This is a genomic window from Pseudomonadota bacterium (assembly GCA_039193195.1).
Taxonomy (GTDB): domain Bacteria; phylum Pseudomonadota; class Gammaproteobacteria; order Steroidobacterales; family JBCBZW01; genus JBCBZW01.
Genome location: JBCCWS010000003.1, coordinates 1 through 15670 on the forward strand (window position 1 = coordinate 1; position 15670 = coordinate 15670).

At 65.7% G+C, this 15670-nt stretch carries 13 protein-coding genes and 1 pseudogene; 8 read left to right on the plus strand and 6 right to left on the minus strand.

The genetic code is table 11. The annotated features are described in order from the left end of the window. Window positions 1–430: transposase zinc-binding domain-containing protein (locus tag AAGA68_04365; GenBank protein MEM9384270.1), on the minus strand; the 430-nt coding region annotated here is incomplete at its 3' end. Between the two features lie 216 nt (window positions 431–646). Here AAGA68_04365 and AAGA68_04370 point away from each other — a divergent pair. From AAGA68_04370 to AAGA68_04380, 3 genes are all read left to right on the plus strand, one after another. Then, complete coding sequence (locus AAGA68_04370; protein ID MEM9384271.1) at window positions 647–835, plus strand: hypothetical protein; 189 nt, start codon at window positions 647–649, stop codon at window positions 833–835. A gap of 831 nt (window positions 836–1666) precedes the next feature. Then, on the plus strand, window positions 1667–2611 hold the full coding sequence (locus AAGA68_04375) for an integrin alpha (protein ID MEM9384272.1): 945 nt from the start codon (window positions 1667–1669) through the stop codon (window positions 2609–2611). A 7-nt stretch (window positions 2612–2618) separates the two neighbouring features. Then, window positions 2619–2756, plus strand: coding sequence for a hypothetical protein (locus tag AAGA68_04380; protein ID MEM9384273.1), 138 nt, complete (start codon window positions 2619–2621; stop codon window positions 2754–2756). Between the two features lie 132 nt (window positions 2757–2888). Here AAGA68_04380 and AAGA68_04385 read toward each other — a convergent pair whose 3' ends face one another. After that, window positions 2889–4526, minus strand: coding sequence for an integrin alpha (locus tag AAGA68_04385; protein MEM9384274.1), 1638 nt, complete (start codon window positions 4524–4526; stop codon window positions 2889–2891). Continuing rightward, on the minus strand, window positions 4523–6259 hold the full coding sequence (locus AAGA68_04390) for a hypothetical protein (protein MEM9384275.1): 1737 nt from the start codon (window positions 6257–6259) through the stop codon (window positions 4523–4525). The genes AAGA68_04385 and AAGA68_04390 overlap by 4 nt, the downstream gene beginning before the upstream one ends. A 160-nt stretch (window positions 6260–6419) precedes the next feature. On the opposite strand from AAGA68_04390, the gene AAGA68_04395 reads away from it, so the two are divergent. Beyond that, on the plus strand, window positions 6420–6593 hold the full coding sequence (locus AAGA68_04395) for a hypothetical protein (GenBank protein MEM9384276.1): 174 nt from the start codon (window positions 6420–6422) through the stop codon (window positions 6591–6593). A gap of 598 nt (window positions 6594–7191) precedes the next feature. Here AAGA68_04395 and AAGA68_04400 read toward each other — a convergent pair. After that, window positions 7192–7751, minus strand: a pseudogene (locus AAGA68_04400) (transposase zinc-binding domain-containing protein). A 291-nt stretch (window positions 7752–8042) separates the two neighbouring features. Here AAGA68_04400 and AAGA68_04405 point away from each other — a divergent pair. The 4 genes from AAGA68_04405 to AAGA68_04420 are packed head-to-tail and all read left to right on the plus strand — an operon-like array spanning window position 8043 to window position 12726. Beyond that, window positions 8043–11330, plus strand: coding sequence for a glycosyl hydrolase (locus AAGA68_04405; GenBank protein ID MEM9384277.1), 3288 nt, complete (start codon window positions 8043–8045; stop codon window positions 11328–11330). Then, window positions 11327–11806 carry a rhodanese-like domain-containing protein gene (locus AAGA68_04410; GenBank protein MEM9384278.1) on the plus strand — a complete coding sequence of 160 codons (480 nt, stop codon included), beginning with the start codon at window positions 11327–11329 and terminating at the stop codon, window positions 11804–11806. Before AAGA68_04405 ends, AAGA68_04410 begins: the two co-directional genes overlap by 4 nt. Beyond that, complete coding sequence (locus tag AAGA68_04415) at window positions 11803–12255, plus strand: isoprenylcysteine carboxylmethyltransferase family protein (GenBank protein MEM9384279.1); 453 nt, start codon at window positions 11803–11805, stop codon at window positions 12253–12255. The genes AAGA68_04410 and AAGA68_04415 overlap by 4 nt, the downstream gene beginning before the upstream one ends. A 45-nt stretch (window positions 12256–12300) precedes the next feature. After that, on the plus strand, window positions 12301–12726 hold the full coding sequence (locus tag AAGA68_04420) for a DUF1330 domain-containing protein (GenBank protein MEM9384280.1): 426 nt from the start codon (window positions 12301–12303) through the stop codon (window positions 12724–12726). Window positions 12727–12877: 151 nt separating this feature from the next. Here AAGA68_04420 and AAGA68_04425 read toward each other — a convergent pair whose 3' ends face one another. Continuing rightward, window positions 12878–14200, minus strand: a complete 1323-nt coding sequence (locus tag AAGA68_04425; protein MEM9384281.1) for an SUMF1/EgtB/PvdO family nonheme iron enzyme — start codon at window positions 14198–14200, stop codon at window positions 12878–12880. Window positions 14201–14388: 188 nt separating this feature from the next. Beyond that, window positions 14389–15630, minus strand: coding sequence for an MFS transporter (locus tag AAGA68_04430; GenBank protein MEM9384282.1), 1242 nt, complete (start codon window positions 15628–15630; stop codon window positions 14389–14391). Window positions 15631–15670 lie beyond the last annotated feature (40 nt).

A 15670-nucleotide genomic window follows, 5' to 3' on the forward strand; every position in this document is an offset into this window, starting at 1 on the left:
CCTGCGCTTCCGCCCGCGTGTGCCCGCTGCGCGCGATCAGCCACCCCTCGATCGCCCGCACCACGATCCGCAGCACCGACCCCATCGCCTCGGGCTCGCGGGCGAACAGAAACCGTAACGGGAACGGCACACTCAGCACCCGCTGGCGGATCGGCACCTCGGGAAGCACCTCGTCCACCAGCAGCGCCGCCGTATCCACCATGCGACGTGCACCGCAGCTTGGGCAGAATCCCCGACGTTTACATGAGAACGCCACCAGCGTCTCCGCCCGGCAGTCCTCGCAGCGCACACGCAGGAACCCGTGCTCCAGACGACCGCACTTCAGGTACGCCTCGAACTCCCGGCACACGAAACCCGGCAGCGGGCGGTCCTCGGCCTCCATCAACGCCGCGAACTCTCGATAGTGGCGTGACACCACCTGGTAGAGCAGCGTCTGCTCCGGGCGGTGGCGCCGGTACGCAGCCCCGCCCTCGCCGCTGGCGAAGGCAGCCGCACCGCTCTGCCCACTTCCGCACCCGCTCGCCACACGCTGCCACCAGCCAACCCTGCAGATGAGCCGACGCCTCTCCCGGCGCGTCGCCGCTGACGATGCAGCGCGTTGACGCACCGGACATGACCTGCGAACGAGCACAGCGACAACCACGCGTTGGTCTTCTCGCCGACGGACCCGGACTGGATGCTCGCGGGCTGCGACGGCGGCCTCTACGAGACCTTCGACCGCGCGGACACCTGGAAGTACGTGGCGAACCTGCCCGTCACCCAGTTCTACAAGGTGGCCGTGGACTACGACGTGCCTTTCTACAATGTGATCGGCGGCGTGCTTTGCGGGCACTGACCCTCGGTGCAACAGTTGGCTTTACTGCGCTTCTGGCGAGTAAAGGGGGCGCTACACTCCTTTTCCTTCAGGTTGACGGTGCTCCTGTTGTTCTGAATACGTACGGGAGTGCCTTGGTGGGCGTTACAGCCGGATTGTTTAGCGAGAGGTTCTACAAAGCAATCATCCTCGCTCACTGATATGCTAGGAATAGCGGGGCATCGAATACTCTCTCTTCCGCCTCCTGCTCAAAGAGATAAGAGTCCAATCACCGCCCAACTATCCTGATAAAGGGGGCAGCCTTCGGCGTGCGCGCGTAGCCCTAGGTTGCTCTTGTCGGCCCGATGGCGGTCAACCGGCAAGGGCGCAACGCGCCGTCATCGGTCATCTCGGCTGCGGGGCCTCGAGCCGGTGCCTCTGATCAACCAACAAAACCGCACGTGAGTGGCATCCTTGACAGCCGTGAGTTCAGACGGCGAGTCGAGGGTGCTATGTATTCCAACGACCCTTCGCTACCGGCATAGCCTCGTCCAGTCCGGGCCACCCAGGAAACCCGCTAATAATCAGCTCCAAGGGGATGCTACCGGTGGCGCGGAATTGGAATTCGGTCTGAAACCCTATTAGTACGGATTCACCGGGTCTTAAGGGGGTTTCTAGCTCGGTTTGACCATACTTGCGCCACAGCGCGCCCTCTCCGCTGATACAGAACCAGACTTCTTCTACTCGGAAGTTGTCAGGCAAGGCAACCCGGACAACTGCGCAGTGACGGGTGTGCTCACACGCGATTTCTCAATGCGCCGTGTCACACTCTCGCCAAACGCGTTGGCAACCCTCTAAATTGGAATGACGGGCATGATGCAACATAGGAATGAATCCAATAGCTACGGTTCCCAGCCACATCGTACGGGAACCATGGTTTTTGTTGGAGCCATGGGTGCTTTGTTGCACAGCCTTACCTCCCTGGCGGCGGGCGGGTTTCCGCCCGTCGTTGATACTAGTGACTTCTCGGCAGCCGATGGGCTCGTCATCAGCGGCCGGGAACAAGAGGACTTCCTTGGGACCTCCGCAAATGTAGTCGGCGACTTTAACGGCGATGGGTATGCCGACCTCGGCGTCACTGCTGCATTTGCCGACCCCGAAGGGCAACTATTCGCAGGGGAGGCCTATATTGTCTTCGGCGGCGCCACCGTATCAGGCCACTTGTCAGTCGCAAGCTTGACGGCAGAGAGCGGCATCGTTTTTCAAGGAACCGGCGAAGGTGATTCAGTCGCAACTATCTCCGGGGTTGGTGATGTAAACGGAGATGGATTCGACGATGTGGTCATTGGCGCCCCAAGCGCTGATCTATTTGGCATGAACTCTGTCGGGCAGGCCTACATTCTTTTCGGACGTTCGGAGCCATTTGAAACCCCGCTGACTCGGGACAGTCTAGGCAGTGGCGTTGGTGTTGTTCTGAATGGATGGGATGAGTTTGGAGACGCCGGTTCCTGCGTCTCTGAGGCCGGGGACTTCAACAACGATGGTCTACCGGACGTACTCATCACCGGTATCAGTGCAGATGCGGGCGGTCGGTTTGGCGCGGGCCAGGCTTATGTTGTCTTTGGCGCGTCCGATCTCCCATCGCGTGCAGAGATAAGTCTGCTAGGGCTGGATGGCGAATCAGGAGTGGTGATCAACGGCGGCGCAAACGGCGACAACTTCGGTCGAGACTGCTGCAGCATGATCGAGGAGACACGCAATGAAACACAATCAGGACGAGAGCGAGTACAGGGGGCCAAGCGCCCCCCGGTCGTCTGAGGGGTGGATGTTCTGGGTCGGCGTGGCCTCGGCAGTTCTTCTGTTGGTGCTCACCGCTGTCGTGGCGGTAGAGGTCCGAAGCGATATCGGCGCCGATTCCATGGTGCTTGAACAGCGTGGTGACGGTGACCCGAAGTCCGGCTGAGTGCTGTGGACACCCGAATGCGGGCCAAGTAATCGTTTGCGTCTGCCAGGCTGCACGACGCTACGGCAACAAGCGAACTCGCCGCTGCGCCATCGAGCCCCGCACAGCACGCCTTCATAGGGCGCGGGCGGCTCAGTCCGCCGCCGCCTGCCCGTACACCACGTAGGCCTTGCCCGTCATCCCCACACCGGAACTGCGTGCGGACGGCGCCCCGATGAGCACGTCCGGGCGACCGTCGCCGTTGACGTCGCCCGCCGCCAGACCAACCCCCGTATCGCTGCCGTTGAACTCGCCGAAGAACACCACGCCGCGGCTGCCATCGCCACCGCCCGCCTCCAGCAGGCTCACGAGCGGGAGCACGGCGCCGTCCGGGTCCTGCTGCCCGTAGACCAGAAAGGCGGCGCCGACGTCCAGGCCTGCGGGCGAGTCCGCCAGGGGAGCGCCGATGAGCAGATCGTCGAGGCCGTCGCCGTTGACGTCGCCGGCGAAGCTCACCTTTGCCCCGACGTCGTCGTCCGCGTTCAGGCCGGTGATCACCAACCCCTGTGAACCGTCGTTGGCCGCCGGGAACAGTCGGTTGATCAGGTACTCGGGGGAGTAGCCTTCCGCGCGGCCGTAGACGACGTAGACGTTGCCGCTCGCGTTGTTGGACGTGGGTGGCGCACCGAAGGCGATATCGTCGATGCCATCGCCGTTGAAGTCCCCGCCACCCGTGACGCTGACGCCTAGGAAGCCGCCGCCGTCAGTCTTGAACAACGTGCCCTCGGCGCCGTCGCCGCCACCACGGCGCAACAGATCGATCAGGTCGAGCTCCGGGGGGAAGTCGGCGCGGCCGTAGAGCAGGTAGACGCCGCCATTACGATCACCCCCGGAACCGAGCAGTAGATCGTCGAATCCGTCGGCGTTGACGTCACCGGCGCAGGCGGCGGAGGTGCCCGCCGAGGAATCGAAGGGCTCCTGCACGAATACGCCCTCGCGGCCGTCGCCGCGCACGGAGGGAAGCAGGCGGGCCAGCCCGAACTCCGGCGGGAAGCCCGAGGGGCGGCCGTACACGATGTGCATCTGCCCCTCCGAATCCTCCGGCGCCCCGAAGACGACGTCGTGCACACCATCACCGTTCACGTCGCACGGTCCGGCAATGGCGGTGCCCACGCCCTCGGCGAAGTCCCAGCCGCTGAAGATCACGCCCTGCGAGCCATCGCCACCGTTGCGCTCGAGGAGGTCGGCCACGTCCACGCGGGACGACCCGCGCTGGCCACTACCGAACAGCACCGCAACCTCTCCTGCGTTGCCCACATCGTTGTCGGCGAAGCGCGCACCGACCAGCAGATCTGCCAGACTGTCCCCGTTGAGGTCGACCGTGGCCTGCAGGTCGCTGCCGCCCAGATCGTCGCGCGCCCTGCTCCCGATGATGAAGGCCTCCTGCCCATCGCTTTCGTTGGCTCGGCGGATCAGATCGAAGGACGGCGGGAAGTCGTCTCGCCCGTACGCCACGAAGGCGGCACAGCGCAGGCACGGGCTGTCGCCGAGGCCGCCGATGACCACGTCCGCCACGCCGTCACCGTCGACGTCGCCGGCGGCCACGGACGACCCCAGGAACTCCTCGGGGGTGGCCGCGGTGAACACCACCCCTGCGCTGCCATCGCCGCCATTGGCGGGATCCAGCGTGGAGAGGTAGACCTCCGCCGGAAGTTGGCCGCGCGCGGCGTGCCCCAGGGCCAGGACAACCACGATCATCGCCGGCAGGACGCGACTGAGCGGGCGGTTCATCGGGTCACCTCCTGCGACACCGGCGCCTCGGGACCGGGTTGCCCGAACACGATGTAGGCAAGGCCGGTACCCACCGCGCCGGCGCGGGTCGCCGACGGTGCCCCGATCAGCAGATCCGCCAGGCCGTCGCCGTTGAAGTCGCCGCCGGCCACTTCGCTGCCAGCCTCGTCCTCCACCCGCGCGCCGAGCAGCACGACCCCCCGGCTGCCGTCGCCGCCGTTCCGCGGCAAGAGCTCGTCGAGGTCGATCACCCGTTCGGTGAAGTTCGTGGCGCCGTACACCAGGAAGGCCGCCCCCGCCTCCGGACGCCCGGGGGGGCGGCTGCCGAAGCCGCCGATGAGCAGGTCGTCGAGGCCGTCTCCGTTGACGTCGCCTACCCCTGTCACCTGGTCGATCTCGTAGGTGCTCTCGTCCTGCGGCTCGCCGCCGGGACTATCAAAGACCAGGCCCTCGTCGCCGTCGCCACCGTTGCGCGGTAGCAGGCGCGCCAGGCCGAACTCCGCGGGAAACGGCTCGGCGCGCCCGTACACCACGACCACCCGACCCGCGTTCTCCCGGCCCTGCGGGCTGGAGAGCGCCATGGACAGGGCCAGATCGGCGATCCCATCGCCGTTGAAGTCGCCCGCGTCGGCGACGTCGGCGCCGGCGTAGTCCCGCTCGTGCATGCCGACGAAGACGACGCCCCGACTGCCGTCGCCGCCGTTGGCGGAGAGGAGGTCGCCGAGGTCGAGGACGGGTGGGAAACCGTCGTCGCGGCCGAACACCACCACGGTGGCGCCCTGCTGCGTGGCGTAGAGGCGCGTCAGCTGCGCACCGAAGGCGAAGTCGTCGATGCCGTCGGCATTGATATCACCAAGGCAGCTCACCGAGAGCCCGAGTTGGCCGAATGCGATCGCTTCGTCGGTAAGCATGACGCCACGCGAGCCGTCACCCCCGTTCTCCGGCATCAGTTCGGCCAGATCGACCACCGGCGCCAGACCACCCGCTTCGCCGAAGAGCACAGCAGATACTGCGTTGCCGCCGATCAGCAGGTCGTCGTAACCGTCCGCGTTGATGTCGCAGCCGCCGTCCAGGGCGTTGCCGATCAGCGCGTCCACCCGATCGCCCAGCACGACGAACCCCGCGCTGCCATCGCCGCCGTTCTCCGGCAGCAACGCCAACGTGTCGAGTACGGCTGGGTACCCGTCCGTATCGCCGTAGAGCACGTAGACCTCACCGCGATTGCTTAGCCCCTCGCGGTCGCCGCGGTCGGCACCGATGGCGAAGTCCGGCAGTCCGTCGTGGTTGAGATCGCCGACGGCCCCGACGCTGCGCCCCCCGGTGTCCGCCGCGTCCGCGCTGCGAAACACGTTGGCCGCCGCCCCGTCCGTCGTCAGGGCGGTGCGGATCACGTTGATGCTCGGACGCGGCGCTTCCACCCCGCGCACCAGGAAAGCGGCACAGCGCAGGCAGGCCGTATCACCGACCCCACCGAGCAGCGCCTCGTCGCGGCCGTCGCCATTGAGGTCGGGAACACTGTCGACCGAGTAACCGAAGCGTTCGTCTGGCGCGACGACGGTCAGGACCGTGCCCACCGATCCGTCACCCCCGGCGGCTGATTCAAGCGCCCCGAGGTCGATCACGGGCGGGAGCGCGGCATGCGCCGAGCTGCCGAACTGCATAAGCAGGACAGCGGCGCTGATAGCCGAGTGGATGTGGGTGGACTGGGTGGGTGGGATCCGGGAACTACGCATGATCGGGCCGGCCTCCGTGCCGCAGGGGAACGCTTCGCGCGGTTTTGCGTGCTGGCGCAGGTGTATTGGGACTCGAACTCATACTAAGCGGTCGACCCACCCGCGGCCAGCACGACACCGTGACAACGCGCAGGGGAGCGATGTGAGCACCGAGATGGGAATGCCCCGCGAGCCATTAGTCCCCACGAGGCAACCAGCCAGCGGCTCGTCGTGCTCCGGCACGGGCAGCGCGTGCGGTGTGCCCAAGGACTGTGGGCGCTGGTACGTCGAGCCCGTAGAGGATGAGCACCATCGCCAAGTGAGCATGGAGATCGAGAGGATCCTGCAGCTGTGAGCCCATCGAGACGCAGAAAGCCTGAGAAAGGCAGCCTACCGGTCAACGTTTACGTTAGTACACAATCGTCAGGCAGCAAGGGATACAGGTGGCGTGACCTCGCTCCGGCCATGTAGCAGCTGTCGCGGTCAACTGCCTGAAATCAATGGTCGAGTTGACAGGTCGAACCACCGGCCCCTGCCTCCCGAAGACAGTCCGTAGGTCCAGAGCTTCGGCTGACCACTACGGACTTGGGAGTATCTGGATCGCGCAAACTCAGGCTGAGTTGCCATGGGGGTTCGGAAGCTCACGCGTCTCCCCGGACCCAGTCGTCCGGGGCCAACTCTTGCACCGCATCATCTCCGCTGGGCTCCTGCGACTAAGGCTACCCTCCGTAGGAAAACCAACGGGTTAAGCGTTCTGAGGTTGTAAGTGCGTATCAGGATCGGCCACGCAACCATCAGGTCGGTAGCATCCGAGCACTCGCACGGAGCTTGTAGCTCTCCGGAAGCCGCTGGTCCAAACTACGAGCAGTTAGGGATATCCTCAGTCCTCTACGCTGATGACTGCGTGTACTGTCTGGTACCGCCACGAACTACGGACCGCCCTGCCGATCTGCAACGTAAACGCCATCCAGCACCAGCAGGTGGAAGTGAATGTTGAGGTTCAAGGCGCTCCCGAAGCGCTGCACCAACGTCACCGCCCCGCCTCGGGCGCTCGCCCGTGTGTGGCCGCTGCGAGCGATCAACCACGACTCGATCGCCCGCACCACCAGCCGCAGCACCGATCCCATCGCTTCGGGCTCTCTTGCGAACAGGAATCGCAGCGGGAATGGCACGCTCAGCACCCACTGGCGGATCGGCACTGCCGGCAGCACCTCGTCCACGAGCAGCGCCGCCGTGCCGGGCGCCGCAGCTCGGGCACCAGCCCCGGCGCTTGTGACGTGAATGGAATCACTAATGCCGCGCGCGCATGGATGCGCAAGAGCGGCCAGGAGAAGGCGACAAGCTTCTCGGCGTGACACGCCTCGCAACGCACGCGCAGGAACCCGTGTTCGAGCCGACCGCACTTCAAGTATGCCTCGAACTCCCGCCGCACGAACCTCGGCAGCGGGCGATCCTCGGCCTCCATCAGCTCGACGAACACCGGGTAGTGGCGCGACACCACCTGATAGAGCAGCGTCCGCTCGGGCCGGTGTCGGGCATAGGCTCGCCCGCTACCCCCTGCGCTGAGGCCGCTCGCTCCGGCTTGACCACACCCTCCTGCCACGCCCCGCCCTCCAGCCACCCGTGCTGAAGATGAGTGTGGCGCGGCTGATCAAGTAGCTGGGCAGGAGTATCCGGCACCCGCAGGGGCAAACGCTGCCGCACCGCGGCTCTCAGACGCCTTCCGCACGGGGCGGGTGCTCCTGACGCGTCCGAGCGCCTATGGCAGACTCCATGCACCCCAGAAGACCATCCGGAGCCCACGATGCTGCACGTGCTCACCTGCCTCGCCTCCCGCCACCCGAGATTCCTCGGCGCAATGCTGGCCCTGCTGGCCTTCACCCCCCTGGCCCACGCCGACGACCCCCGCCTGAGCGCCACCACCCTCAGCGGCCTCGAAATGCGCAGCATCGGCCCCGCCTTCATGTCCGGCCGCATCGCCGACATTGCGATACACCCCGAAGACCAGAGCACCTGGTACGTGGCCGTCGGCAGCGGCGGCGTGTGGAAGACCACCAACGCCGGCACCACCTGGTCGCCGATCTTCGATGAGCAGGCCTCCTACTCGATCGGCGCCCTCGCCATCGACCCCAGCCGCCCGGACACGATCTGGGTGGGCAGCGGTGAGGCGGTCGACGGCCGCCACGTCGGCTTCGGCGACGGCATCTACCGCAGCCAGGACGGCGGCAACACCTGGGAGAACTTGGGGCTAGCCGCCTCCGAACACATCGCCCGCATCATCGTCCACCCAACCAACTCGAATGTCGTGTACGTCGCAGCTAAGGGCCCCCTTTGGTCCTCGGGCGGTGACCGCGGCCTCTTCATGACCGAAGACGGCGGCGCCAGCTGGACCAACGTGCTCTCCGCGGGCCCCTACACGGGCGTCAACGAGGTGGTGATGCACCCGGACCAGCCGAACGTGCTCTACGCCAGCACCCACCAGCGCGCCCGCACGGTGGCAGCGCTGATCAACGGCGGCCCGGAGACGGCCATCTACAAGTCCACGGACGGCGGCAAACAGTGGCGTAAGCTGAGCACGGGCCTGCCGAGCGAAGACATGGGCCGCGTCGGCCTCGCCATCTCCCCGCAAGACCCGAACGTGGTCTACGCCACGATCGAACTCGCCCACCGCAAGGGCGGCTTTTACCGCTCCGCCGACGGCGGCGAGACCTGGGAGAAGCGCAACGACTACATCTCCGGCGGCACGGGCCCCCACTACTACCAGGAACTCGTCGCCGACCCGCACAACTTCGATACGGTCTACCAGATGGACGTGCGCATGCACGTGACCCATGACGGCGGCAAGACCTTCACCGTGGTGCCGCACAAGTACAAGCACAGCGACAACCACGCGTTGGTCTTCTCGCCGACGGACCCGGACTGGATGCTCGCGGGCTGCGACGGCGGCCTCTACGAGACCTTCGACCGCGCGGACACCTGGAAGTACGTGGCCAACCTCCCCGTCACCCAGTTCTACAAGGTGGCCGTGGACTACGACGTGCCCTTCTACAACGTGATCGGCGGCACCCAGGACAACGCCACCCAGGCCGGCCCCTCGCGCACGGACAGCGCTAACGGCATCCGTAACAGCGATTGGTTCATCACCGTGTTCGGCGACGGTCACCAGCCGGCGATCGACCCGACCAACCCGGACATCATCTACAGCGAGTGGCAGCAGGGGAACCTCGTGCGCCACGACCGCCGCTCCGGCGAAGTCGTCTACATCAAGCCGCAGCCGCGCGAGGGCGAACCGTCCGAGCGCTTCAACTGGGACTCGCCCATCCTGATCAGCCCGCACAAGCCCTCGCGCCTCTACTACGCGTCCTCGCGCGTGTGGCGCAGCGAGGACTACGGCGACAGCTGGCTGCCCGCCTCGACGGACCTCACGCGCCAAATCGACCGCTTGGAGGAGCCGATGATGGGCCGCGTGTGGAGCAGCGATGCCGTGTGGGACACCTACGCCATGTCTGCCTTCAGCACCATCACGTCCCTCGCCGAGTCACCTCTGCAGGAGGGCCTGCTCTACGCGGGCACGGACGACGGCCTGATCCAGGTGAGCGAGAACGGCGGCGAGACCTGGCGCAAGATCGATCGCCTGCCGGGCGTCGCGGACATGTTCTTCGTCAACGACATCAAGGCCGACTTGCACGACCCCAACACCGTCTACGTGGCGGTGGACCAACACAAGACCGGCGACTTCGCCCCCTATCTCTTCCGCAGCACGGACCGCGGCCGCACCTGGGAGAGCATCGCCGGCAACCTACCGGACCGCCACCTCGTGTGGCGCATGGTGCAGGATGAGGTGCAGCCAGATCTCATGTTCGTTGGCACGGAGTTTGGCCTGTTCTTCACCGTCGACGGCGGCGGTAACTGGGTGAAGCTCTCCGGCGGCGTGCCCAACATCCCGTTCCGCGACCTCGCCATCCAGCGACGCGAGCACGACCTCGTCGGCGCCACCTTCGGCCGCGGCTTCTACATCCTCGACGACTACACACCCCTGCGCGACGTCTCCGAAGACCAGCTAGCAGAAGAGTTCACTCTCTTCCCCGTACGCGATGCGCCCTGGTACGTAGAGCGTCGCACGCTCGGCCAGGACGGTGCGGCCTACCAGGGCGATGCGTTCTACGTCGCCCCCAACCCAGACTTCGGGGCGATCTTCACCTACTACCTGCGCGACGATCTCAAGACCGCCGCGCAACGGCGCGATGCCGAGCAGGCGGAACTCGTCGAGCGCGGTGCAGACACGCCCTACCCCGGCTGGGAGACGCTCATCGGCGAGTCGCGCGAGGAAGCGCCCAAGCTGGTCTTCACCGTGCACAACGCGGAGGGTAAGGTGGTGCAGCATATCGAGCAGCCCGCCAAGGCCGGCTTCCACCGCGTGGCCTGGAACCTGCGCTACCCGCGGCTCGAAGCCTGGACGCCCAACCCCGGCGGCGAGGAGTACATCCCAACCGGCGGCGCCCTCGCCCCGCCGGGCACCTACAGTGTGACCGCGGCGAAGCGCGTGGACGGCAAGCTCACGCGTCTCGGCGAGCCGCAGACCTTTGAAGTGGTGTCGATCGTCGAGCGCGCCCTCGAGGGCCGCCAGCCCGCCGTGGCCTTCGCCTTCAACCGCGCCGTGGACAAGCTCGAAGGTCAGACCTCCGCCGCCGGCGCGCGCATCGACGCAGGCATGGAGCGGGTCACGGCCGTGCGCAGCGTGCTGCTGCGGACCGCCGAAGCGGATCCGACACTGGGGGAGCGTGCCTACGCAATCGGTAAGGCACTCTCAGGGCTGAAGGACCGCCTGCAGGGCAACGAGATGCGGGCGATGGCCAACGACCCAGGCACGCCCTCGGTGGGCGATCGCTTGTTCCACGCTGGACTCGGGCGCGTGCTCAGCACCTACGGGCCCACCCATGGCCATGAGATGAGCTTGCGCTTGGCGGAAACGGAGTTCGCGAAGATCGCCACAGAACTAACAGACTTGTTGGATGTGCAACTGGTGGAGATCGAGATGGCACTCGATGCAGCGGGTGCGCCGTGGACGCCAGGGCGAGCCGCCACCCAGTGAGCTTCTCCGGCGCGCGTCGTCGCACAGGCATCACCTTGTGGCTGTTGCTGCTCGCTGGCATCGCTGCCAGCGAGGTGCCGGTGGTCGACGCGCCGACCGCCCACGAACTCACCCAGGCCGGCAAGGTCACATTGATCGACGTGCGCACGCCCGAGGAATGGAAGGAGTCGGGCGTGCCCGCGGGGGCCATCACGATCGCCCTGCAGGACCCAGACCTGCTGCGCCAGGTGATGCTGCATGCGGATCGTGACCCGAACCATCCTGTCTTGCTGATCTGCCGCACCGGCCGACGCTCGGGGATCGCCGCCGACCTGCTGACCCAAGCGGGATTCGTCAATGTGGCCAACGTGCGTGAAGGCCTGGCGGGGCGCCGCGGCGCAGGACCCGGGTGGGTACGACGGGGGCTGCCTATGGAAGCGTACGACCCGACCCGTCACGCCCCGAGGACCGCCAGCGTGGAGGCGGCCTCCCCGTGAAGCTGCGGGTCCCACCGCCGGTGGTCGGGCTCCTGTGCGCGGGGGCGGCCTGGGGCCTGCATCGTTGGGGGCCTCTCATTGAAGTTCACGTACCGGGCCAACGGGCCGTTGCGGTCACGCTCATCGCGGTCGGCTTGGCGATCGACGTGACCGCGGTGATCGCGTTCTTCCGCGCCAAGACGTCCATCACGCCGCTCGCGCCCGGCAAGACCACCGAGCTGGTCGTGAGCGGCTGGTACCGATTCAGCCGCAACCCCATGTACCTCGGCATGCTCGGCGTACTGATCGGGTGGGTGCTTTGGCTAGGGCAACCGTTAGGAGTGCTCACGCTGATCCTGTTCGTGATCTGGATCACGACCTTTCAGATCGTGCCCGAGGAACAGGTGCTGGCGCAAAAGTTCGGCGAGCGCTACGAGGCGTACCGGTCCCGCGTGCGCCGCTGGCTGTAGGACCAACACGCGCCGCGGCACGTCTTCCGCACGCAGGAGAGCAGCATGACCGAGGCGTTCATCACCCCCACGCGGGAGGACTACACTCGGTTCATGGACCTCGAGATCGAGGGGCCCGTGCACATGCTGAACCTCATCAAACTGCGACACCGAGCCGCCTACGAAGATGGGCGCGACGTCACGGGCGAGCAGGCCTACGCTACCTACAGCGAACTGTCGGCACCGTTCTTCGCTGGCGTTGGCGGCCAGGTCATTTGGCAGGGGCGGGCACAAATGACCTTGATCGGCTCGGGAGACGGGGACGCCTGGGACTTCGGCTTCATCGCGGCGTATCCGTCAAAGGCAGCTATCGACGCGATGTTCAATGATCCCGGTTACCAGGCGATCACGTTTCACCGTAGCGCGGCGATCGAGAACTCCCGCTTGCACTGCTTCGCGGTGACTCAGCACCGGCAAGGATCGTTAGTCTAGAAGCGTTGCTACCATGCTCGCGTAGACGCCCGCAAAGCACTATTCGACCGGTGTGGCGCTGGCGGAAAGGGCCACCAAGAACACGGCGCACTGCCCAAGAAAGTCGCCATGGTGCTGGTCGCGCTGAGGTTCACACTCGATGTGAGGGTGGTCAGTGGGGAATAGGGGAAGAGCAACACAAACGAAAACCCCAGCCGCGGTTGCGGAGGTTTGGAAGGTACCAGAAGCGGTACCAGGCGCACGCGAGGCACGGATAGACGAACCAGGAGCCGCCGCGCAACACCCGAGGCTCATCACCGGAAGGGCCAGTGTCGTGAGGCGTTTCATACTTGTCCGCGCACCACTCCCGCACGTTGCCGCTCATATCTTCTATCCCGTACGGTGAAGCTCCCTGTGGGTAGATGCCTACTGCTGTGGTCTGCTCCAGGTAGTTTGGGCCATCCTCTTGCTTGGTTTCATCAAGGTTAGCGATTCCCACTTGGTACTCATCGCCCCAGGGGTACCGTCGCCCATGCTTGCCACGGGCTCCCTTCTCCCATTCCTGCTCCGTCGGCAGGCGTACTTCGTACCCGAGCTGCGCGCTCAGCCAACGGCAGTACGCCACCGCTTCGTACCATGACACCGACTCGCGCGGTCGGTTGCTCTGGGACCACCCTCCGCTCTCCGGTATCATCTGATTAAGGCCTTGCCACCACTTGTCTCTTTGCTCGTAGCCGCCGGCCTCGATGAAGGCCTCGTACTGAGCGTTCGTCACCGGGTAGCGAGACAGCGAGTACGTCGGCAACTCGATCTGGTCGCCGGTATCGCCGTACCGAAATGCCCCACTTGGCACCTCGCACCATGCGATGTCCGGAATGGCGTCTCCGTCGAGACACACGCCTCGGCGCGTGTCTCCGTTCCGCGCAAGCAGGTCACCGATGTCCAACCGTCGCTGTGGAGACGTGCTCCGCCGATCCAGTTCGGCAATCAGCGGATCAAGCGGAGCGCCTTTCGACGGCCCTGGGTTGACAGTCTGAGCGCTCACGACTGGGGATTGATCATCCGTACGCCTGTCCTGGCCTGCACGTTGAGCCCTTGGACGCTTGGCGGGGGCAAACGCCCGAATGGCCGCCACCAGTCGGGCACTAGCTTCGGGGTCATTGCTTGATAAGTCGATGAAATTACGTCCACGGAAACCAAGCGGCGGCTTAATCGCATCTAGCAGTACAGGGATCAGCTTGCCAGCCTCCTTGCCCTCGTCCGCCTCATCCCGCACCCAGTCGGACCGAACCGAATCGGCCGACCAGAACACGACCACACAGCTGCTCTGATCCAGTGCCTGCTCGATTACTCGGTCGTTGCGCTGTCCTAGCGGTAGGTTCTTCTGATCCCACCACAACACCCAGCCCTGCTCACCCAGCATGCGGATGACAGGCTCGACTCGCGAGAAATCCTCGCGCGCGTAGCTGATAAACACGTGACCGGCTTCGTCCATAGGCTCGCTTCCAGGAGACTAGCGAGCATGATAGCGGACCACGAACGGTCGCGTTGCGACGGCCAGGGCGCTGGCAGCTGTTCGCATCAACTGTCAGCGCAAGCGCTGACCTCCTCGTACATAGCACCCGCCGACGAGCAATACGGCGGACGCCGCAGACAGTCGTCTTGGGGAGCAAGGGCAGGCGATTACCAGGCGCTGTGCTGCCTCAGCCCCAAGCTCGGCTGCAGCACAGCGAACAACGCTATCCCCACCACCACATACGCCGCCAACATCCGGTACTGCCAGTCGATCGACATCCCCGCATCGATCAACCACCCCATCAATCCCGGCGCCAACGCCGTCGAGAACACCATCAATGACACCGCCAACGCCCGAATCGCCCCCAGGTGCGTCACCCCGTAGAGCTCCGCCCACAGCGCCCCAATCACCAGCGTCGCGCCACCCGCACTCGCCCCCATCAGCGCCATGAACACGGCTGCCCCCACCAGCGACTGCGTAACACTCAGCACGAGCAAGCCCGTGGCGATCGGCAGCAGGTAGTACGGCAGCAAACGCACGGCGCCGAAACGGTCGATCACAAACCCAAGACCCAACGCCACCGCCGTCGCTGCCCCTGCATAAAACGGATAGGTAGCGGCGAAGGCGGGCAGCGACCACCCCTTTTGCTCCACCAAGTGCACCTGATGAAACAGTACGCCCGTCACGATAAAAGGCGGTGCCAGCACGCCCGGCAGTAGGGCGTAGAATCGCGGATCGCGCACTACTTCCGAGCGCGTCCACTGGCGCACGGGCGTGGACGTCGAGGCAGCGTCGGCCTCGGTGGGTTGATCTAGGCCGCGTCCTTTCGCGAGCTGCCCTGCCCAGAGCACCAGCGGCAGCATCACCGCCAGCAACACGCCCGCGGCGATCCACCACAGGGTTCGCCACGACCACGTCGCCAAGGCGAGGGCGCCGAGAAAGGGCAGCAAGGCCTCAGCGGCCGTGAACCCGAGCACCGCCACGCTGAGGGCTCGCCCCCGCTCGCGCGAGAACCAGCGCCCCATCGCCGTCATCGAGAGATGACTGAGCATCCCCTGGCCTGCGAGCCGCAGGCCGAACACCGCGATACCTAACCCCAGCCATGACTGGGCACTGCCCATGCCGACGGCGCAGACCACGGCGAGTACTGCGACACAGATCGCCCCCAAGGTCACGAGGTCGTAGCGATCGGCTAGCTTGCCGAGCCAGACCAGCACGAGCGCACTGGCCGTGGTGGCCACGGTGTAAAGGGTGCCGAAGCCGCCGTGGCTTAGGCCGAGCTCATCCCGGATCGCGCCGCTCGAGAGGGAAATGAAGTAGGTTTGCCCGGCGCTCGACGCGAAGGTGAGGGCAAAGCCGAAGGCCAAGGCGGGCCAGGCCCGCTGAACAAAGGGCAAGCTGCTGCTCAAGAGGATACTCTCAGGAGAAGCGCGCCGGCCCGCGGACGAC